This is a genomic window from Burkholderia metallica, from assembly GCF_902832845.1.
GTDB lineage: Bacteria > Pseudomonadota > Gammaproteobacteria > Burkholderiales > Burkholderiaceae > Burkholderia > Burkholderia metallica.
The window spans coordinates 127,583-146,660 of the sequence record NZ_CADFDB010000005.1 but is presented as its reverse complement, the minus strand read 5'-3'; the positions used below and the strand labels follow the sequence as shown (position 1 = coordinate 146,660).

The following is a 19,078-nucleotide window of genomic DNA, read 5'->3' as shown; positions in this document are numbered from 1 at the left end:
AGCACCTGCAACCGTCACGCCAACGATGCAATCGTCCCTGCGCCGACTCTGACAAGGCGTGAGCGGGAAGGCCACGCTGCGTTACTGCGGCTCGACTCGGGTTCCGGGAAGCTCATTTCGCACGCCTCTCGGCAGGCGCACCGCGAATACCGTTTCCGTCTGATCTGACCGCGCGTCAATACGACCGCGATGTGCCTTGGCAATCTCGCTGGCGATGTACAAGCCGAGCCCCAATCCGGCTTTGTTGTCGGTTCTTTCGGATTGGCCGGCGCCACGCTGAAGCGGATCGAAGATGCGGTTGAGCGTGAGACGATCGATGGCGGGCCCGCTATTCCCCACCTCGATCCGCACCTCGGTGTCGTCCGACGTCGCCATCACCCGGACGGGCGCATCGGGCGCCCCATACGTGACGGCGTTGCTCACCAGATTGCTCAGGAGTTGCTGCAGCCGCTGATCATCCCATTCACCCTGCAGATCGCCGCTCACGTCGATGTCGATCTTGCGATTCGGATGGGCTGCCTGCACTTCGTCGATCACATTGGCGAGGACATGCGCGAGATCCGTATTGCGAGGGACGACGTTGATCCCTAGCCCGAGCTGGGTTCGATTGAAGTCGCAGAGATCGTCGAGAAGACTTTGCATGCGGCCACCGCTTCTGATCAACCGGGCGGCGGCCTCCGAGATTGCCTCGCCCGCATTGAGCGCCGCAAGATAGGACGCGGTCATCTGAATGGTCTGCAGCGGCGTGCGCATGTCGTGGCCCAGCATGCCGAGCAACAGGTTGCGGGCCTGCTCGACCTGCTCGGTAAAAAAGGCAACCGATTCGGCGAGCGTCTGATCGATCGCCTCGTTGAAGCGAATCATGTCGTCCAGATCAGGTGCGCTCGGCTGGCACGCGTCGATCCACAAGCGCAGCACACTGGCACGCAGCGCCCGATACTCGGCCGCCAGCTGGTTGATGTTGAAGCCTCGCCGGGCGCGCAGGACGGCATGTGTCTGCGCGGCCGTTTCCTTGGCATCCAACGGTTCGGGAGCGCGTCCCAGCGATTTTTCGCGCTGCTCCTCCCTGGTTTGCGGGGTACCGATGTCTTTGGCCACGGCCTCCAGGATCTGACGCGCGTGGTCGCGCAGCCCGTGCGAGTCCATGGTCCTCGCGGCCGGCAGCAGCGTGGCGGCAAACGCTTCCCACTGCACCAGGATCGGTTCCATGTTCCGAACAATGAAATCGGATAGACGCATGTCGCCCCTCATACCGGAATGAACAGCGGATTCTTCTGCGGGTCCTCACAATATCATGCGAATACCGGCGGTCGAAGGCCGATTACATCGATAACCGCGCATGGTTTCGCCGTCGGATACGCACTACCGTATGACGATTTGAACGGTTGCCCAGAGCGGGAGGCGGCACCGTTCTACACATGGAACAGGAAGAAAACAATCGGGATACAAAAGAACGCCAGCCCCACGCCCCCTGGAGTCTGAATAGTCGAACCATTCTGGCGGACCCGATGTCCTCTGCCGACACGTTGAAAATAAACCTGAAATACCATCGCCAGGCCCTTGACCTGCAATAGAAGGTCAATAGCCGTTCGGGACGAAATGCGATGACTGCGGACATCGTGATGCCGCCTGCGATGCAGGCCCAGCCCAAAATCAGGCGGCAGATCGATTCATTCACGTCACGACCTCCGATCGGGCAAATGGACTGAACGTCCGACATTCGATCAACGAATCCGTACCGTCACGATCCAAATTGCCGACCACAACCCGCGTGTCGGGGTTGGCACTCCATTTCCGGTTGCACCCGGCCCGCCTGACCCACGAGCCGGGATGGGCCCCTGAGCGCCGCCGATTCCCGGCGCCCGCACCTGGCCAAACGGCGAACTTCGCGCCCGCACATGACGCCGCTGGTAAACTCGGGCAACCCAAGCAATAAACTCACGCCTGACTTATGACCACGCTGTCGCCCGAAGCCTTCGCCGGCCACACGCCCATGATGCAGCAGTACCTGCGCATCAAGGCCGACCATCCCGACACACTCGTCTTCTACCGGATGGGCGACTTCTACGAGCTGTTCTTCGAAGATGCGGAGAAGGCCGCACGCCTGCTCGACCTCACCCTCACCCAACGCGGCGCCTCCGCCGGCACGCCGATCAAGATGGCCGGCGTGCCGCACCACGCGGTCGAGCAATATCTCGCCAAACTCGTGAAGATGGGCGAATCGGTCGCGATCTGCGAGCAGATCGGCGATCCGGCCACGTCGAAGGGCCCCGTCGAGCGCAAGGTCGTGCGCGTCGTCACGCCCGGCACGCTGACCGATGCAGCGCTGCTGTCCGACAAGAACGACGTCTACCTGCTCGCGATGTGCACGGGCCACAACAAGCGCGGCGTCGCGGTAAACGTCGGCCTGGCATGGCTGAACCTTGCGAGCGGCGCGCTACGCCTCGCCGAAATCGCCCCCGAGCAACTCCCTGCCGCGCTCGAGCGCATCCGGCCGGCCGAAATCCTGACACCGGACGGCGCAACCGATACCGTGCCCGCCGGCGCGGGCGCAAGCAAGCGCGTCCCGGCATGGCACTTCGACATTGCATCGGGCACGCAGCGCCTGTGCGACCAGCTCGACGTCGCGGGCCTCGACGGCTTCGGCGCGCATTCGCTGACGAGCGCGTGCGGCGCGGCCGGCGCGCTGCTGCTCTACGCAGCCGCCACGCAGGGCCAGCAACTGCGGCACGTGCGCAGCCTGAAGGTCGAGAACGAAACCGAGTACATCGGGCTCGATCCGGCCACGCGCCGCAATCTCGAACTGACGGAAACGTTGCGCGGCACCGAATCGCCGACCCTGTATTCGCTGCTCGACACCTGCTGCACGACGATGGGCAGCCGGCTGCTGCGTCACTGGCTGCATCATCCGCCGCGCGCGTCGGTGGCCGCACAGTCGCGTCAGCAGGCGATCGGCGCGCTGCTCGACGCACCGGGCAACGCCAGCCTCGATGCGCTGCGCAGCGCGCTGCGCCAGATCGCCGACGTCGAACGGATCACCGGGCGTCTCGCGCTGCTGTCCGCACGCCCGCGCGACCTGTCGAGCCTGCGCGACACGTTCGCCGCGCTGCCGGCGCTGCGCGAGCGCATCAGCGCGATCGTCGCGAACGCGGACGCGCTCGCCCGCGTCGACGCGGCACTCGCGCCGCCCGCCGAATGCCTCGACCTGCTCACCAGCGCGATTGCGCCCGAACCGGCCGCGATGGTGCGCGACGGCGGCGTGATCGCACGCGGCTACGATGCCGAGCTCGACGAGCTGCGCGACATCTCGGAGAACTGCGGACAGTTCCTGATCGATCTCGAAGCGCGCGAGCGCGCGCGCACCGGCATCGCGAACCTGCGCGTCGAATACAACAAGGTGCACGGCTTCTACATCGAGGTCACACGCGGCCAGACCGACAAGGTGCCCGACGATTACCGCCGGCGCCAGACACTGAAGAACGCCGAGCGCTACATCACGCCCGAACTGAAGACCTTCGAGGACAAGGCGCTGTCCGCGCAGGAACGCGCGCTGGCACGCGAGCGCGCGCTGTACGACGCGGTGCTGCAGGCGTTACTGCCGTTCATCCCCGAGTGCCAGCGCGTCGCCTCGGCGCTCGCCGAACTCGATCTGCTCGCCGCCTTCGCCGAACGCGCCCGCGCGCTCGACTGGGTCGCGCCGACCTTCACCGACGAGATCGGAATCGAAATCGAACAGGGCCGCCACCCCGTCGTCGAAGCGCAGGTCGAACAGTTCATCGCGAACGACTGCCGCTTCGGCCCCGAGCGCAAGCTGCTGCTGATCACCGGCCCGAACATGGGCGGCAAGTCGACGTTCATGCGGCAGACCGCGCTGATCGCGCTGATGGCGTACGTGGGCAGCTACGTGCCGGCGAAGTCGGCGTGCTTCGGCCCGATCGACCGGATCTTCACGCGCATCGGCGCGGCGGACGATCTCGCGGGCGGCCGCTCGACGTTCATGGTCGAGATGACCGAAGCCGCGGCGATCCTCAACGACGCGACGCCGCAAAGCCTCGTGCTGATGGACGAGATCGGCCGCGGCACGTCGACGTTCGACGGCCTCGCGCTCGCGTGGGCCATCGCGCGCCACCTGCTGGCGCACAACGCGTGCTACACGCTGTTCGCGACGCACTACTTCGAGCTGACGCAACTGCCGGCCGAATTCCCGCAGGCGGCCAACGTCCACCTGTCGGCCGTCGAGCACGGCCACGGCATCGTGTTCCTGCATGCGGTCAACGAAGGTCCGGCCAACCAGAGCTACGGGCTGCAGGTCGCGCAACTCGCGGGCGTCCCGGCACCGGTGATCCGCGCCGCGCGCAAGCACCTCGCGTATCTCGAACAGCAGTCGGCGTCGCAGCACACGCCGCAACTCGACCTGTTCAGCGCGCCGCCGGTCACCGCCGACGATCTCGAATGCGCGCACGCGCCGGCGCTGCCCGACACACCGCATCCGGCGCTCGAAAAACTGCGCGACATCGATCCCGACGATCTCAAGCCGCGCGAGGCACTCGACCTGCTGTACGAGTTGCGCACGCTGGTCCGGTCGCACGATGCCGACGGGCACGCGTAAGCGCATCCTGCGCATCCCGCGCGGCCTGCCGGTGCGTACCGCGGCCGCGCTCGTCGCGGCCGTGCTTGCGTTCGCGCAAGCCGCCGCGGTGGCCGCGCCGCCGAAGCGCAACAGCGCGCCCTACTCGTTCGCGGTCGTGTCGGGTGTGATCAACGCCCCTGGCGACGAACCGGCCGCGCAGCGGCTGCTCGACGCGATCGCGCGCGAGCGCAACCTCGCGTTCGTCGTCTATGCGGGCGACCTGAAGGGGTCGAAGGAAGCCTGCCGCGATGCGCTGTATTCGCAGCGCGGCGCGATCCTGGATGCGACTCGCGTCCCGCTCGTATTCGTTCCCGGTCACGACGACTGGGTCACGTGCAACACCGCGGCGGGCGGCGGCTACGATCCGGTCGAGCGGCTCGACTTCCTGCGGCAGACGCTGCTCGCCGATGCGGCATCGCCCTCGCCCGGCGCACTGCAGATCACGCGGGAAAGCGAAGTCGCACGCTTTCGGCCATATCGGGAAAACGCCCGCTGGATGCGCGACGACATCGTCTTCGTCGCGCTCAACGCGCCCGCGCCGAACAACCATTACCTGACGGCCGGCGGCCGCAACGGCGAATTCGAGGACCGCATCATCGCGAACGGCTTCTGGATCGACCATGCGGCCGAATATGCGAAGCGGCGCGACGCACGCGCGATGGTGGTGGTGTTCGAAGGCGATCCGCAGTTCGAACGCTATGAGCGCGCGGAGCGCTTCGCATGGCTGCGTTTCAACCGGCCGCGCGTGCGCGACGGCTTTCGTGAGTTGAAACGAACGCTGGTGAAGGCGGCGGCGACGTTCCGCGGCCCGATCCTGGTGATGCACGCGAGCGGCGAACCGCTGGCGAGCGGTTTTCTGATCGACCGCCCGCTGCGGACAGACGACGGTGAACTGGTCGGTAACGTGACGCGCGTCGCGATCGGACCGCGCCATCCGACGAATCAGTGGGTCAAGGTGAGTGTGTCGCCGGCACGGCAGACGATCTTCAACGTGAGCCTGCAGGACGTACCGAAGAATCTGCCCGTGCCGCCCGCACTGCCGCTCGTGCCGCGCGACGACGTGCCGCTGCCGCAGATGCCGGAAATCCCCGCGTTGCCGGCGCTGCCCGACTCGTCGTCGGTCGCGCCGCCATTGCAGGGCGACGGCGCCGCCCCAGGCGGCGCGTCATGGCCTGCGCCGGCCCCTGCGTCGGGGCCGACACCCGGCCTGCCTGCGAGCTCAGTGCAGGGTGCGCCGTGACGGCGCGTCGCCGTTTTCGTCCTCGTCCTCGTCTTCGTCGACGATTTCGAGCCCTTCCGCGCCATGCGCGTGCTCATGCTCGATTTCGTCTTCGGTCGCTTCGCGAACGTCCTTCACGGTGAGCGCGAAACGCAGCGCCATGCCTGCCAGCGGGTGGTTGCCGTCGAGCACGACCTTGTCTTCCGCGACGTCGGTGACCGTGTAGATCAGCGAGTCGACTTCCTCGTCGCCGTCTTCCGGCGTGCCTTCGAACTGCATGCCCACTTCGAGCGGCTCGGGAAAACGATCGCGCGGCTCGATCTTCACGAGTTCGGGGTCGTAGTCGCCGAACGCGTCCTGCGGCTCGAGCTGGACCTGCGCCTCGTAGCCCGGCTCATGGCCGTCGAGCTGTTCCTCGATCTTGGGGAACGTGCCATCATAGCCGCCGTGCAGATAGACCATCGGCTCGTCGCTTTCCTCGATCAGGTTGCCCTGTGCATCCGACAGCTTGTAAGTGACGGACACGACGGTGTTTTTTGCGATTTTCATCCAATTCTCCCAAATACAAATCTCATTATACGATGCGCAACCGGTCTCAAGCCGAACCGCGGGACGTCGCTGCCGCCCCGCTCGGCGCGCCGCCTTCCGATCTTCCCACACCGCTGCTCGGCGGTCTTACACCGGCGCAATTCATGCGCGGCTACTGGCAGAAGAAGCCGTTGCTGATCCGCCAGGCCATTCCCGGCATCGCGTCGCCGGTCTCGCGCGACGCACTGTTCGAGCTCGCGGCGGACTATGACGCCGAATCGCGACTCATCACCCATTTTCGTAACAAGTGGCAACTGGCCCACGGCCCGTTCGAACCCGGCTCGCTGCCGGCCGTCACGCGCAAGTCCTGGACCCTGCTCGTGCAGGGCCTCGACCTGCACGTCGACGCGGCGCGCGCGCTGCTCGACCGCTTCCGCTTCATCCCGGATGCGCGCCTGGACGACCTGATGATCTCGTATGCGACGGACGGCGGCGGCGTCGGCCCGCATTTCGATTCGTATGACGTATTCCTGCTGCAGGTCGAAGGCCGGCGCCGCTGGCGCATCGGTGCGCAGAAGGATCTGTCGCTTCAGCCGGACGTGCCGCTGAAGATCCTCGAGCACTTCGAGCCGAGCGAAGAATGGGTGCTGGAGCCCGGCGACATGCTGTACCTGCCGCCGCACATTGCGCACGACGGCGTTGCCGAAGGCGAATGCATGACCTGCTCGATCGGCTTCCGGGCCCCGTCCGCCGGCGAGCTGGGCGCCCAGTTCCTGTACTATCTCGCGGAGCGCGGCGGCCTGCGCGACGGGGGCGGCGACGACCTCTACCGCGACCCGAAGCAGCCGGCCGTCGATACCCCCGCGCAACTGCCTCCGGCGATGGTCGAGCGCGTTGCCGAGATCGTCGACGCGATCCGCTGGCGCAAGCGGGAGGTCACCGAGTTCCTCGGCTGCTACCTGAGCGAGCCGAAGTCGAACGTCGTTTTCGACCCGCCGGCGCGCCCGCTGTCCGAGGCCGCGTTCGTCACGCAAGCGTCGCGCCGTGGCGTGTGTCTCGACAGAAGGGCCGCATTGATGTATAACGCGCGATCGTACTTCATTAATGGCGAAGAAGGACCGCTCGAGCAGGCCGGCGAATGGCTGCCCGAACTGGCCAATCAACGCCAGATGGAGGCGAAACGGTTTGTAACACTATCCCGGGTTCCCTCGATGACAGCCTTGTTGCACGAGTGGTATTGTGCGGGCTGGATACGGGTCGGAAACCGGAATTAGTGTGAGTCGCCCCGTATGCCCGTACGGATCAAATTCTGTATGGGAAAGACAACGTATTGACCCCGCATTTGTCGACGGTCGATAGGAAAGTGCATATAATTTCCGCCCAAGCCGTAGGGAAGATTCACGCTCTAAGAAGTGCATCTCCACCAGCGGCCCAGGTCGGTGTTGGAGCACATTACCGGTATTGTTTCGCGCTGTTGCTTACCTTTAACCATAAAAGGACGTGATCATGAAGAAATCCCTCCTCGTAGCTTCCCTGTTGGCTGCTGTTGCACTGGCTGCTTGCAACAAGAGCGCTGATCAAGCTGCTTCGTCGGCTGCAAGCGACGCGGCTGCTGCTGCTTCGTCGGCTGCTTCGGCAGTTGCTGGTGCTGCGAGCGACGCTTCGGCTGCTGCTTCGTCGGCAACGGCTGCTGCGAGCGACGCTGCTGCTGCAGTGGCGTCGGCTGCTTCGGCAGCGACGGCTGCTCCGGCTTCGGGCGCAAGCCAGTAAGCCTCAGCGTCAGCTGAAAAAAAACCGGCCCGAGGGCCGGTTTTTTTACGCCTGTCGCTTCCGCGCCCGCCACCCGGCAGGCACACGGGGCCGCCGCCGCGGCCCGGCCCCGCTCATCCGAGCGCCAGCCAGTCGAAGCCCGCGTCCTGCGTGGCGACGATCACGTCCTCCCCGTTCGTCCCCAGCACGCCGCCAAGCGCCTGGCGGACCAGTTCCGGCAGGTTGTTCTGCTGGCTCAGGTGCGCGGCGACGAGGTGCCGGAGCCGGCTGCGTTCGAGCGACGCGAGGATGTCCGCCGCCGCGTCGTTGCTCAGGTGGCCGTGGTTGCCGCCGATGCGCGCCTTCAGCGACTGCGGATAGCGGCTCCCGGCCAGCATCGCGGTATCGTGGTTGGATTCGAGCACCAGCGCGTCACAGCCGCTCAGGACGGCCGTGATGTGCGGCGTGGCCATTCCGACGTCCGTCAGCACGCCGAGCCGGCTGGCGCCGTCCATAAAGACGAACTGAAGCGGTTCGCGCGCATCGTGCGGCACCGTATAGGGCATGACGGCCAGATCGCGTATCGCGACCGTCTCGTCGCCCCACAGCACGTGGAGATCGACGTCGGCCTCGTCCGCGCCGACCGCGCGCGCGGTACCCCAGCTCATGTAGAGCGGCAGCGACGCGCGGCGGGCGAGCGTCAGCGCACTGCCGACGTGGTCGCTGTGTTCGTGAGTGACGAGGATCGCATCGAGATCGCCGATGCAGAGATTCAGTCGGCCGAGCCGGCGCTCGACCTCCTTGGCGGAAAAGCCGCAGTCGAGCAGCACGCGGGTGGTCGTCGTGCCGCTCGAGGCCTCGACGACCAGCGCGTTGCCTTCGCTGCCGCTTCCGAGGCTGGCGTATCGCACGCGCTCAGTTCAGTTGCGCGTGGAGCAGCGAAATGATGCGCTGCGCGTCCGACGAGTTGTCGACCTGGCCGTTCGCGCCGACCACCGCGACCTGCGTGCCGCCGTTGCCCTGCGCGCGCACGTTGACCAGGAATTCCTTGCCCGGCTTCGCAGCCGACGGGCCGCCGTAGAACAGCTTGCCGAACAGGCCGTCACGCTTGAGCTCTTCCATCGTGTTCGCATAGCGCACGGTGTACATGCCCTTCTCGCGGTCGCGATTGTCGACCGTGAAGTTGGTGCGGTCGAGCGCGAGGCCCACGCGCAGCCATGCGCGGTCGAACGACTCGGCCAGCTGGAGCGTCGCCCCGCCGCTGCTCGTGTCGCTGACCTGCGCCGGCGCCGTCGCGGGACGCGCATCGGTCAGCAGCTGCTTCGCCTGCGCGTCGGTCAGGCCGAACTTCTGCATCAGCTTCGACAGGAACACGGCTTCGAGCACCGGATTGCGCGGACGCTCTTCCCAGCGCGACGACGTGCCGCCCTGCGGGCCGACCATCATTTCCTCCATCGCGCTGTGCGTGATCGAGATGTCGGTGTTGCCGTCCGACGTGCGGTTCACGAGCGTACGGAAGCGGTCGCGCGTGCCCGACGAGTACGCGAAATCGATGACCTTGCCGATCGTGCGGCGGAACCAGTCGTCCGGAATGTTCGCGCGGTTTTCGGCCCAGTCGGTCGCCATGATGCCCGTCGACGGCGCATCGGTCTTCAGCGAGAAGCCGTTCTCCTGCCAGAACTCCTTCAGGATCGGCCACAGCTGCTCGGGCGTCCGGCCGTCGACGACGAGCCAGCGGCGGTCGCCGTCGCGCTCGATGTGCATGCCGAGCGGATCCTGCGCGCTCGGGATGCCGTCGGTCGCGTTGCCGGCCTGCGTCGTGACCCGCGGCGGCAGCGTGCCGAGCCCGGCGTTGCTCGGCGGCGCGACGAACTGCTGCGTCGTCGGCACGGGCTTCAGGTCGCTCGGCACCGCGAGCGGCGGCGCCGAGCCGGTGTTCTTGTAGTTGACCCGGTCAGGGGCCAGGTAGTCGTTCAGCGTATCGCAGCCGGCGAGCGCGCCCAGCGCCAGCGCCACCACCGACATCTGGATGGCGCGAGAGGAAATGGCGAAACGTTTCATGAAATCCTTCGTCTTGCTAGAACGCTCGTCAGGAGCGGCGCCGGACGGAGCCGGCCGGTGCGGGTTGATCAGGGTTCGAGCCGGCGGCCGCAGGACGCGGCCGCCTCGGCATCAGGCGAGAACGCCGGCCTCGACGAGCGCCGAACGCACGGCATCATGGCAGCGCTCGTCGAGCGCCGTGAGCGGCAGCCGGATGCCGCCCTGCATCTTGCCCATCGCCTGCAGCGCCCACTTCACCGGAATCGGGTTCGCTTCGATGAACAGGTTCTTGTGCAGCGACAGCAGCTTCATGTGCAGCGCGCGGGCCGTTTGCACATCGCCGGCCAGCGCCGCGCGGCACAGGTCGCTCATCGCACGCGGGGCGACGTTCGCCGTCACCGAGATGTTGCCGTGGCCGCCGAGCAGCATCAGCGCGATCGCGGTCGGATCGTCGCCGCTGTAGATCGCGAAATGCTTCGGCGCGGCCTTGATCAGTTGGGCGGCGCGATCGATGTTGCCGGTCGCTTCCTTCACGCCGACGATGCCCGGCACCTGCGCGAGACGCAGCGTCGTTTCGTTCGCCATGTCCGCGACCGTGCGGCCCGGCACGTTGTACAGGATCACCGGCAGGTCGACCGCTTCGGCGATCGTCTTGAAGTGACGGTACATGCCTTCCTGGGTCGGCTTGTTGTAGTACGGCACGACCTGCAGCGTCGCGTCCGCGCCGACGGCCTTAGCGTGCTTCGTCAGCTCGATCGCCTCGGCGGTCGAGTTGCCGCCCGCGCCCGCGATGATCGGAATGCGTTTCGCCGCATGCTCGACCGCCGTGCGGATCATCAGGATGTGCTCTTCGACGTTGAGCGTTGCCGATTCGCCGCTCGTACCGACGACGACGAGCGCATCGGTGCCTTCCGCGATATGCCAGTCGATCAGTTTGCGAAACGCCGGCAGGTCGAGACTGCCGTCTTCGAGCATCGGGGTGACGATCGCGGGGATGCTGCCGCGGAATTGAATGCCGTCTTGGGTGCCGTTAGCCATGAAACGCGATTGAGATTGTGTACCGGTAAACGTTGAGATTGTAGCGGATTAGCCGGGCAGTTCGTAACGTGGAATTCCCGCCCCCGCCTTCGGGGTCGCGCCCTCGCGCACCGCGCAGAGACGCTGGACGAACGCCTCGCGCGGCGCGGCGACGAACCCGTCTTCGTAGGCGACCACCCGCAGGCGGCCGTGCACGGCGTCCAGCAGCTCGCCCGGGGCGAGCAGGAACGCGGGGTTGGACGGTTTCCCGACCGTTTCGTTTCCTTGCGCGAAAGTTTCGTAGATGAGCACGCCACCCGGCGCCACCGCATCGAGCAGATGGGGCCAGAGCGGGCGATGCAGGTAATGCGTGACGATCACCGCCGAAAACCGCTCGCCGACCGGCAACGGCCACGGGGCGCCTTCGAGATCGGCGTCGCGCGCGTCGACACCGGCGATCGCGCGCAATGCGGCCAGCGCGGCCGGATCGCGGTCGAGCGCGACGACCGGATGCCCGTGCGACGCAAACCAGCGCGCATGGCGACCGCCGCCCGCGGCGACGTCCAGCACCGCGCCGCCGGCCGGCACGAGCCGCGACCATTGCGCGACCCAGCGGGACGGCTCGGCCTGGGCGACGTGGCCGCCCGCGGCGGCAATGACGGATGCGCGCATGCGGTCGCTCAGTTGTACGACAGGCCCATCGCGTCGCGCACGTCGCGCATCGTTTCGGTCGCGTACTTACGCGCCTTGTCGCAGCCGTCCGCGACGATCGCGCGCAGCAGCGACGGATCGTCCATGTACTTCTGCGCGCGCTCGAGCATCGGCTGCTGTTCGCGCAGGATGCCTTCGACGACCGGCTGCTTGCAGTCGAGGCAGCCGATGCCCGCCGAGCGGCAGCCCTTCTGCACCCAGTCGTGCGTCGCTTCGTCCGTATAGACCTGGTGAAGCTGCCACACCGGGCACTTGTCGGGGTCGCCCGGATCGGTGCGGCGCACGCGCGCCGGATCGGTCGGCATCGTGCGGACCTTCTTCGTGATCGTCTCTGCGTCTTCGCGCAGGCCGATCGTGTTGCCGTACGACTTGGACATCTTCTGCCCGTCGAGGCCCGGCATCCGCGATGCTTCGGTCAGCAGCGCCTGCGGCTCGACCAGGATGATCTTGCGCGCGCCTTCGAGATAGCCGAACAGGCGCTCGCGGTCGCTCATCGACAGGCTCTGCGATTCCTGCAGCATCGCGCGCGCCTGTTCGAGCGCCTCGTCGTCGCCCTCCTGCTGATACGCGTTGCGCAGCTCGTGATAGAGCTTCGCGCGCTTGCCGCCGAGCTTCTTCGCGGCGTCGAGCGCCTTCTCCTCGAAGCCCGGCTCGCGGCCGTACAGGTAGTTGAAGCGGCGCGCGATTTCACGCGTCATCTCGACGTGCGGCACCTGGTCTTCACCGACCGGCACGAGAGAGCCGCGATACAGCAGGATGTCGGCGGCCATCAGCACCGGGTAGCCGAGGAAGCCGTAGGTCGACAGATCCTTGTCCTTCAGCTTCTCCATCTGCTCCTTGTAGGTCGGCACGCGTTCGAGCCAGCCGAGCGGCGTGCTCATGCCGAGCAGCAGCGCGAGCTCGGCGTGCTCGGGCACCTTGCTCTGGATGAACAGCGTGGCCTGCGCCGGATCGATGCCGGATGCGAGCCAGTCGATCAGCACGTCCCACACGTTCTTCTCGATCACCTCGGGCGTCTCGTAGTGCGTCGTCAGCGCATGCCAGTCGACGACGCAGAAGAAGCACGGGTACTCGGACTGCAGCTTCACCCAGTTTTTCAGCACGCCGTGGTAGTGGCCGAGGTGCAGCGACCCGGTGGGTCGCATGCCGGAGAAAATACGTTCAGGGAACATGATTGTCGTTAGAGAAGCGAGGCGAATGGGGACAGGATGGCGCTCAGGACGGCGTAGCCGACATTGACGAGCGGGCGCAGCCAGAAGTTCGTCAGCACGCCCGTCGCGACCAGCACGAGGACGATGATGAAACCGTACGGCTCGATGCGCGACAGCGCGATCGATTGCTTCGTCGGCAGCAGCGCCGCCAGGATGCGGCCGCCGTCGAGCGGCGGCAGCGGAAACAGGTTCAGTACGCCGAGCACGAGGTTCGCGCTGACGCCGGCAAACGCCATCCGCGTGAAGAACGGCTCGTCGACGCCGACCGCGGGCAGCACCAGCGTCAGCACACCCCAGATCAGCGCCTGCACGAAGTTGCAGGCCGGGCCCGCGAGCGATACCCACAGGCTGCCCCAGCGCGGATCGCGCAGATTGCCGAACGACACCGGCACCGGCTTCGCATAGCCGAACAGGAATGCGCCGCCCGTCAGGAAATACATCGCGAGCGGGATCGCGATCGTGCCGAGCGGATCGATGTGGCGCATCGGGTTGAACGACACGCGGCCCATCATGTAGGCGGTGTTGTCGCCGAGCAGGCGGGCGGCGTAGCCGTGGGCGGCCTCGTGCAGCGTGATCGCGAAGATCACGGGCAGCGCGTAGACGGCGATGGTCTGTATCAGGGAAGCATCCATATCGCGTTATTGTAACAAGCGCACTCGCGCAAAAATGGAACGGCGCGCTTACGCCGCCGAGAGTCCGAACGGTTCGAGCGCACCGCGCCCCGCGCGCACGAGTTCGGGCGCGTCGCCGGTCAGGTCGATCACCGTCGACGGCTCGCGCGGGCACGCGCCGCCGTCGATCACGAGGTCGACCTGCTTCTCGAGCCGCGCGCGGATGTCCTCGGGGTCGTTGAGCGGCTCGTCGTCCGGCGGCAGGATCAGCGTCGTGCCGAGCAGCGGCTGGCCGAGCGATTCGAGCAACGCGAGCGTGATCGCGTGATCGGGCACGCGCAACCCGATCGTCTTGCGCGACGGGTGCGACAGCCGGCGCGGCACTTCCTTCGTCGCCTGCAGGATGAAGACGTACGGGCCGGGCGTCACCGACTTGATCTGCCGGTACTGGCGGTTGTCGACCATCGCGAAGTTGGCGAGTTCCGACAGGTCGCGCACGAGCAGCGACAGGTGCTGCTTCTCGTCGAGGCCGCGGATCCGGCGCACGCGCTCGACCGCATCCTTGTCGTCGAGATGGCACGCGAGCGCATAGCTCGAATCGGTCGGCATCGCGATCACGCCGCCCTTGCTGACGATCTCCACGGCCTGCTTGATCAGGCGCGGCTGCGGATTATCCGGATGAATCCTGAAGAACTGGGACATGGGGGTACGTAAAGGGGGAAAAGTCGGATGCGCGTGCCGGCGGCAACGCGGGCAGCAGGCGGCCGGCCGCCGCCCGGCGTCAGAGCCAGCGCTCCCAGACCGGTGTCAGGTCGGGCGGCAACGGCGGCAGGCTGCCGAGATCGACACGGCCCTCGCCCGGCGCATGGAAATCCGAGCCGCGCGACGCTTCGAAGCCGAAGCGGCGTGCGACGTCCGCGTATTCGCGGTACTGGTCGGGCGTATGGCTGCCCGTAACGACCTCGATCGCGCGGCCGCCCAGATCGATGAACTCGGCGAAGAACGCGTCGAATTCGACGGGCGTATAGCGATAACGGCCCGGATGCGCGACCACGGCTTCGCCGCCGGCCGCCCGGATCCATGCGACGGCATCGGACAGCGACGCCCAGCGATGCGGGACGAAGCCCGGCTTGCCATCGCCGAGCAGGCGATCGAACACGTCGGAGGTCGATTCGGCGTGGCCGTTCTCGACGAGAAAGCGGGCGAAATGCGTGCGGGAGATCAGGTCGGGATTCGACACGTATTTCAACGCGCCGTCGTACGCACCGGGAATGCCGAGCGTCGCGAGCTGTTCGCCGATCGCCACCGCGCGCGCCGCGCGACCGTGGCGCGTGCGGTGCAGGCCGTCGACGAGCACCGGGTTGGCCGGGTCGACGTTCAGACCGACGATGTGCACCGTTCGCGACGCCCACGTGACCGAAATCTCGACGCCGCTCAGGTAGCGCATGCCGAGTGCCTGCGCCTCGCTGCGTGCCGCCGCCTGGCCGCCGATCTCGTCGTGGTCGGTCAGCGCCCACAGGGTCACGCCGCCGGCATGGGCGCGGCGCGCGACGTCGACAGGCGACAGCAACCCGTCGGAAACATTGGAATGGCAGTGGAGATCGGCGTTCATTGTCGGCATGGCAGGTAAGCCTTCATTCTACTGCAACGCGGCAATGCGCCGCCCGCCTGCCCCGCCGCTGCCGCCGCGCTTACGCGCAGAACGCCTCGATCAGCGCCGCGATCTGCTCGGGCTGGTCGTGGTGCACCATGTGGCCGGCATCCTCGACGAGCTTCTCGCGCCAGTCGGGGAACGCGTTGAAACGCGCCTTGAATTCGGGAAGCGGGATGTCGCCGGCGATGTGCGCCAGCGTCGGCGAATTGACGGCCTCCACGTGCAGCACCTTCGCGCGCACCTGCGCCCAGGTCGCCATCACCTCGTCGAGCCGGTACAGCAGCGGGCCCGGCATCTTGTGCGCGGGGTCGGCCAGCAGATGGTAGAGGCCGTCGTCGCCGCGCTTCGACCAGTGCTCGGCGAGAAACGCGGCGCGGCGCGGCGCGAGCCGCGGATTGGTCTTGGTCAGGCGCGCCGCGACGTCGTCGAGGGACGCGTAAGGGCGCAGCGCCGGCGGCTCGCGCAGCTCGTCCAGCCAGCCGCGCAGCCGGCGCGGCGCCTGCTCGGCCCGCGCGGGCGCGAGCCCGAAGCCCTCCAGATCGACCACGCGCCGCACGCGCTCCGGCCGCGCGCCGGCATACAGGCACACGACGTTCGCGCCCATGCTGTGCCCGACCAGGTTGACTTCGCCGGTCGGCGCATAGTGGTCGACGAGCGCATCGAGGTCGCCCAGGTATTCGTGGAACCAGTAGTGGCCGCCGCCCTGCCGCGCGACCGGCCAGTCGGACAGCCCGAAACCTCGCGCATCGGGCGCGATCACCTGCCAGTCGCCCGCGAGCGCATCGACGACGAACTGGAACGACGCCGCGACGTCCATCCAGCCGTGCAGCATGAACAGCGTCGGCGCGTCGGGCCGGCCCCAGCGCCGGACATGCAGCTGAACGCCACGGACCGTGACGAAGTCGGAAACAGAACTCGAGACACTCATGGCAACCGCCAGAAAAAAGAATGGTCGTTCGATTATAGCGACGGCGTGTGCTTTCCGGTGTCCGGCAGTCGAGGCGCCGCTCTAGCGGCGCCCGCGTGCAACGGGCCATCGGCAAGCGCCGCCGGCCGGGTGCACGCGACGGCGGGCGACCGGCGAAACGCAGCCCGACACGAGCCGGCTAGCGTGGCGCGTTGCCGCCCGCGCCATCCTGCGCGGCCAGTTCGTCGAGTTCGGCCTGCTCGAATCCCGCATCGCGGCGCGCATCGAAATTGAACGGGCCGCGCAGCCGCGGCGCATGGTATTGCTCGGCGAGCTGCCGGTAGGTCGGCACCGGGTCGCGGCCGGCTGCGTCGCACAGATGGCGGAACCAGCGGTTGCCGATCGCGACATGGCCGATTTCGTCGCGCAGGATCACGTCGAGGATCGCGGCCGACGCATCGTCGCCCGCCTGCAGAAGCCGCGCGCGAATCGGCGGCGATGCGTCGAGCCCGCGGGCCTCGAGCGTGCGCGGCACGAGCGCCATGCGCGCCAGCACGTCGCCCCTTGTCCGCTCGCACATCTCCCACAGGCCGTTGTGCGCGGGAAAATCGCCGTACGCATGCCCGAAGGCCGCCAGGCGCTCGGACAGCAGCGTGAAGTGATACGCCTCCTCGGCCGCGACCTTCAGCCAGTCGGCGTAGAACGCGTCGGGCAGGCCCGCGAAGCGCCAGACCGCGTCGAGCGCGAGGTTGATCGCATTGAATTCGATATGGGCGAGCGCGTGCAGCAGCACCGCGCGCCCTTCGGGCGAACGCATGCTGCGCCGCTCGAGCTGGCGCGGCTCGACGAGCGGCGGACGCACCGGGCGCCCGGGCAGATCGGCCGGTTCGCCCAGTTCGAGCGACGGGGCGATCGCCGCCCGCCCGGCCAGCAGCGCGTCGTAAAGCGAACGCACCTGGGCGGCCTTGGCCGCGGGTTCGGCGTCGCGCAGCGCGGCAAGCGCGGCACGGCGCACGCAGGCGGGCGCATTGCCGAAAGAAGAAGACTCCATGCTCATAAACGGGGACACCCTTCGCGCGCATCGCGGGAGCGCACGCACGCGACGGTTTACAATAGGCGTTTGTTCCGCGGCGCAATACGCAAGACGAATGCGCCGGGCAAACCGGACGCGTCATTCTACCGGCGCCCCTCATCGAAGAGACAAGGAGACTCCGTGACGATCTACAAGCTGGGCGATACGGCCCCGACGATCCACGAAAGCGTATTCGTCGCCGATACGGCGGCCATCATCGGCAAGGTCGTGCTCGAAGAGAACGCGAGCGTGTGGTTCGGCGCGACGATTCGCGGCGACAACGAGACGATTACCGTCGGCGTGGGCAGCAACGTCCAGGAAGGCGCGGTTCTGCATACCGACCCCGGCTTTCCGCTGACGATTGCCGAAAACGTGACGATCGGGCACCAGGCCATGCTGCACGGCTGCACGATCGGCGAAGGTTCGCTGATCGGAATCCAGGCCGTGGTCTTGAATGGTGCGGTAATCGGCCGCAACTGTCTGGTAGGTGCGGGCGCGGTCGTGACGGAAGGCAAGACGTTCCCGGACAACTCGCTGATTCTCGGCGCACCGGCGAAAGTCGTGCGCGAGCTGTCGGCGGAAGACATTGCGCGACTGCGCACGAACGCGAAGACGTACGTCGAGCGGCGTGCGCATTTCAAGGAGCAACTCGTGCGGATCGGATGATTCGCACGGATTTCAAGGAAGAAGAGTGAGCGACCAGTTACAGAAATTCATGTTCAATGCGGCGCCCGTGCGCGGCGAGATCGTTTCGCTGCGCAATACGTGGCAGGAGGTGCTCTCCCGCCGCGACTACCCGGCCCCCGTGCGCACGGTGCTCGGCGAGATGATGGCCGCGTGCGCGCTGCTGTCCGCGAACCTGAAATTCAACGGCACCCTGATCATGCAGATCTTCGGCGACGGGCCGGTCCAGATGCTGGTCGTCCAGTGCGGTTCGGATCTGTCGATGCGGGCCACCGCGAAGTTCGCCGGCGACGCCGCGCAGACGATCGGCGACGACACGAGTTTCGCGTCACTCGTCAATGCGAGCGGTCACGGCCGTTGCGTGATCACGCTCGACCCGGCCGACAAGCTGCCGGGCCAGCAGCCGTACCAGGGCATCGTGCCGCTGAACGGCGTCGACGGCCCGCTCGAATCCGTGTCGCAGGTGCTCGAGCACTACATGCATCACTCGGAGCAGCTCGACACGCGGATGTGGCTCGCGGCCAATCGCGACCGCGCGGTCGGCATGCTGCTGCAGAAGCTGCCGGGCGACGGCGGCATCGTGCCGCGCAACGCCGAAACCGATACCGATACGTGGGAGCGCGTCTGCACGCTCGGCGGCACGCTGTCCGCGCAGGAACTGCTCGAGGTCGAACCGGAAGTCGTGTTCCGGCGGCTCTTCTGGCAGGAAAACGTGCAGCACTTCGAACCGGCCGGCACGCGCTTCCAGTGCTCGTGCTCGCGCGAGAAGGTCGGAGCGATGCTGCGCATGCTCGGCCGCGAGGAAGTCGACAGCGTGATCGTCGAGCGCGGCCACGTCGAGATCCATTGCGAGTTCTGCAATCAGCGCTACGAATTCGATCCGGTCGACGTCGCGCAACTGTTCGCGGCACCCGGCGTCGAGACTGGCATTGCGCCGGCAACCGACCAGCGTCACTGAGCCGCGGCCCGATGCCCGCCGTGCGGGCACGGGCGCATAATGACGCATGAGCGTCGCACGCACCGCTGCGGCGCCGAAGTCCCGCAC

Annotated in this window: 17 protein-coding genes and 1 pseudogene; 6 read left to right on the top strand and 12 right to left on the bottom strand. The window is 67.0% G+C overall.

What is annotated here, in order from left to right:
• Positions 1–81: 81 nt before the first annotated feature.
• Positions 82–1,239, bottom strand: coding sequence for a sensor histidine kinase (locus HWX08_RS16045; RefSeq protein WP_069258032.1), 1,158 nt, complete (start codon positions 1,237–1,239; stop codon positions 82–84).
• Positions 1,240–1,951: 712 nt separating this feature from the next.
• Between HWX08_RS16045 and mutS the strand changes: the two genes are divergently transcribed.
• Together mutS and HWX08_RS16035 are read left to right on the top strand one after the other, a co-directional pair.
• Positions 1,952–4,609 carry a DNA mismatch repair protein MutS gene (mutS, locus tag HWX08_RS16040; RefSeq protein ID WP_174921670.1) on the top strand — a complete coding sequence of 886 codons (2,658 nt, stop codon included), beginning with the start codon at positions 1,952–1,954 and terminating at the stop codon, positions 4,607–4,609.
• Entirely contained in the window at positions 4,590–5,870 is a 1,281-nt protein-coding gene (locus HWX08_RS16035; RefSeq protein WP_174921669.1) for a hypothetical protein, read from the top strand. The genes mutS and HWX08_RS16035 overlap by 20 nt, the downstream gene beginning before the upstream one ends.
• Here the strand turns inward: HWX08_RS16035 and HWX08_RS16030 are convergent.
• The gene (locus HWX08_RS16030; RefSeq protein ID WP_069257047.1) at positions 5,850–6,398 is read right to left on the bottom strand and encodes an FKBP-type peptidyl-prolyl cis-trans isomerase; all 549 of its coding nucleotides are present in this window, start codon (positions 6,396–6,398) and stop codon (positions 5,850–5,852) included. The two genes, HWX08_RS16035 and HWX08_RS16030, sit on opposite strands and share 21 nt — an antisense overlap.
• A 32-nt stretch (positions 6,399–6,430) precedes the next feature.
• Here HWX08_RS16030 and HWX08_RS16025 point away from each other — a divergent pair, with 32 nt between their 5' ends.
• Both HWX08_RS16025 and HWX08_RS34700 read left to right on the top strand, forming a co-directional pair.
• Positions 6,431–7,651, top strand: a complete 1,221-nt coding sequence (locus tag HWX08_RS16025) for a cupin domain-containing protein (RefSeq protein WP_174921668.1) — start codon at positions 6,431–6,433, stop codon at positions 7,649–7,651.
• Positions 7,652–7,707: 56 nt separating this feature from the next.
• Positions 7,708–7,954 (top strand): annotated as a pseudogene (locus HWX08_RS34700) (hypothetical protein).
• A 306-nt stretch (positions 7,955–8,260) separates the two neighbouring features.
• Here the strand turns inward: HWX08_RS34700 and HWX08_RS16020 are convergent.
• The 10 genes from HWX08_RS16020 to HWX08_RS15975 form a co-directional block, all read right to left on the bottom strand.
• Positions 8,261–9,037: an MBL fold metallo-hydrolase gene (locus HWX08_RS16020; RefSeq protein ID WP_069257049.1), complete on the bottom strand. Its 777-nt coding sequence runs from the start codon at positions 9,035–9,037 to the stop codon at positions 8,261–8,263.
• 4 nt (positions 9,038–9,041) lie between these two features.
• Entirely contained in the window at positions 9,042–10,187 is a 1,146-nt protein-coding gene (gene bamC / locus HWX08_RS16015) for an outer membrane protein assembly factor BamC (protein ID WP_069257050.1), read from the bottom strand.
• A gap of 111 nt (positions 10,188–10,298) precedes the next feature.
• The gene (gene dapA, locus HWX08_RS16010) at positions 10,299–11,204 is read right to left on the bottom strand and encodes a 4-hydroxy-tetrahydrodipicolinate synthase (RefSeq protein WP_069257051.1); all 906 of its coding nucleotides are present in this window, start codon (positions 11,202–11,204) and stop codon (positions 10,299–10,301) included.
• 48 nt (positions 11,205–11,252) lie between these two features.
• The gene (locus HWX08_RS16005) at positions 11,253–11,855 is read right to left on the bottom strand and encodes a class I SAM-dependent methyltransferase (RefSeq protein ID WP_174921667.1); all 603 of its coding nucleotides are present in this window, start codon (positions 11,853–11,855) and stop codon (positions 11,253–11,255) included.
• A gap of 8 nt (positions 11,856–11,863) precedes the next feature.
• Positions 11,864–13,066, bottom strand: coding sequence for a tryptophan--tRNA ligase (locus HWX08_RS16000; protein ID WP_011352534.1), 1,203 nt, complete (start codon positions 13,064–13,066; stop codon positions 11,864–11,866).
• Between the two features lie 8 nt (positions 13,067–13,074).
• Complete coding sequence (locus tag HWX08_RS15995; RefSeq protein ID WP_069248339.1) at positions 13,075–13,737, bottom strand: site-2 protease family protein; 663 nt, start codon at positions 13,735–13,737, stop codon at positions 13,075–13,077.
• 48 nt (positions 13,738–13,785) lie between these two features.
• Positions 13,786–14,418, bottom strand: coding sequence for an L-threonylcarbamoyladenylate synthase (locus tag HWX08_RS15990; RefSeq protein WP_034183578.1), 633 nt, complete (start codon positions 14,416–14,418; stop codon positions 13,786–13,788).
• A 79-nt stretch (positions 14,419–14,497) separates the two neighbouring features.
• The gene (locus HWX08_RS15985; protein ID WP_174921689.1) at positions 14,498–15,328 is read right to left on the bottom strand and encodes a 3',5'-nucleoside bisphosphate phosphatase; all 831 of its coding nucleotides are present in this window, start codon (positions 15,326–15,328) and stop codon (positions 14,498–14,500) included.
• Between the two features lie 79 nt (positions 15,329–15,407).
• Positions 15,408–16,298 carry an alpha/beta fold hydrolase gene (locus HWX08_RS15980; RefSeq protein WP_174921666.1) on the bottom strand — a complete coding sequence of 297 codons (891 nt, stop codon included), beginning with the start codon at positions 16,296–16,298 and terminating at the stop codon, positions 15,408–15,410.
• Positions 16,299–16,476: 178 nt separating this feature from the next.
• Positions 16,477–17,334 (bottom strand): ferritin-like domain-containing protein, encoded by an 858-nt coding sequence (locus HWX08_RS15975; RefSeq protein WP_174921665.1) that lies wholly within the window; start codon positions 17,332–17,334, stop codon positions 16,477–16,479.
• A 156-nt stretch (positions 17,335–17,490) separates the two neighbouring features.
• On the opposite strand from HWX08_RS15975, the gene HWX08_RS15970 reads away from it, so the two are divergent.
• Together HWX08_RS15970 and hslO are read left to right on the top strand one after the other, a co-directional pair.
• Positions 17,491–18,015, top strand: a complete 525-nt coding sequence (locus HWX08_RS15970) for a gamma carbonic anhydrase family protein (RefSeq protein ID WP_069257055.1) — start codon at positions 17,491–17,493, stop codon at positions 18,013–18,015.
• Positions 18,016–18,040: 25 nt separating this feature from the next.
• Positions 18,041–18,991, top strand: a complete 951-nt coding sequence (gene hslO, locus HWX08_RS15965) for an Hsp33 family molecular chaperone HslO (RefSeq protein WP_107309919.1) — start codon at positions 18,041–18,043, stop codon at positions 18,989–18,991.
• Positions 18,992–19,078: the final 87 nt, after the last annotated feature.

Excerpts from the sequence above, each read along its gene's own strand:
- dapA (WP_069257051.1), bottom strand. The coding sequence starts at position 11,204 with ATGGCTAACGGCACCCAAGACGGCATTCAATTCCGCGGCAGCATCCCC.
- HWX08_RS16025 (WP_174921668.1), top strand. The coding sequence starts at position 6,431 with ATGCGCAACCGGTCTCAAGCCGAACCGCGGGACGTCGCTGCCGCCCCG.
- HWX08_RS16000 (WP_011352534.1), bottom strand. The coding sequence starts at position 13,066 with ATGTTCCCTGAACGTATTTTCTCCGGCATGCGACCCACCGGGTCGCTG.
- mutS (WP_174921670.1), top strand. The coding sequence starts at position 1,952 with ATGACCACGCTGTCGCCCGAAGCCTTCGCCGGCCACACGCCCATGATG.
- HWX08_RS16035 (WP_174921669.1), top strand. The coding sequence starts at position 4,590 with ATGCCGACGGGCACGCGTAAGCGCATCCTGCGCATCCCGCGCGGCCTG.
- HWX08_RS15995 (WP_069248339.1), bottom strand. The coding sequence starts at position 13,737 with ATGGATGCTTCCCTGATACAGACCATCGCCGTCTACGCGCTGCCCGTG.
- HWX08_RS16045 (WP_069258032.1), bottom strand. The coding sequence starts at position 1,239 with ATGCGTCTATCCGATTTCATTGTTCGGAACATGGAACCGATCCTGGTG.
- HWX08_RS16030 (WP_069257047.1), bottom strand. The coding sequence starts at position 6,398 with ATGAAAATCGCAAAAAACACCGTCGTGTCCGTCACTTACAAGCTGTCG.
- bamC (WP_069257050.1), bottom strand. The coding sequence starts at position 10,187 with ATGAAACGTTTCGCCATTTCCTCTCGCGCCATCCAGATGTCGGTGGTG.
- HWX08_RS15985 (WP_174921689.1), bottom strand. The coding sequence starts at position 15,328 with ATGAACGCCGATCTCCACTGCCATTCCAATGTTTCCGACGGGTTGCTG.
- HWX08_RS15975 (WP_174921665.1), bottom strand. The coding sequence starts at position 17,334 with ATGAGCATGGAGTCTTCTTCTTTCGGCAATGCGCCCGCCTGCGTGCGC.
- HWX08_RS15990 (WP_034183578.1), bottom strand. The coding sequence starts at position 14,418 with ATGTCCCAGTTCTTCAGGATTCATCCGGATAATCCGCAGCCGCGCCTG.
- HWX08_RS15980 (WP_174921666.1), bottom strand. The coding sequence starts at position 16,298 with ATGAGTGTCTCGAGTTCTGTTTCCGACTTCGTCACGGTCCGTGGCGTT.
- HWX08_RS16005 (WP_174921667.1), bottom strand. The coding sequence starts at position 11,855 with ATGCGCGCATCCGTCATTGCCGCCGCGGGCGGCCACGTCGCCCAGGCC.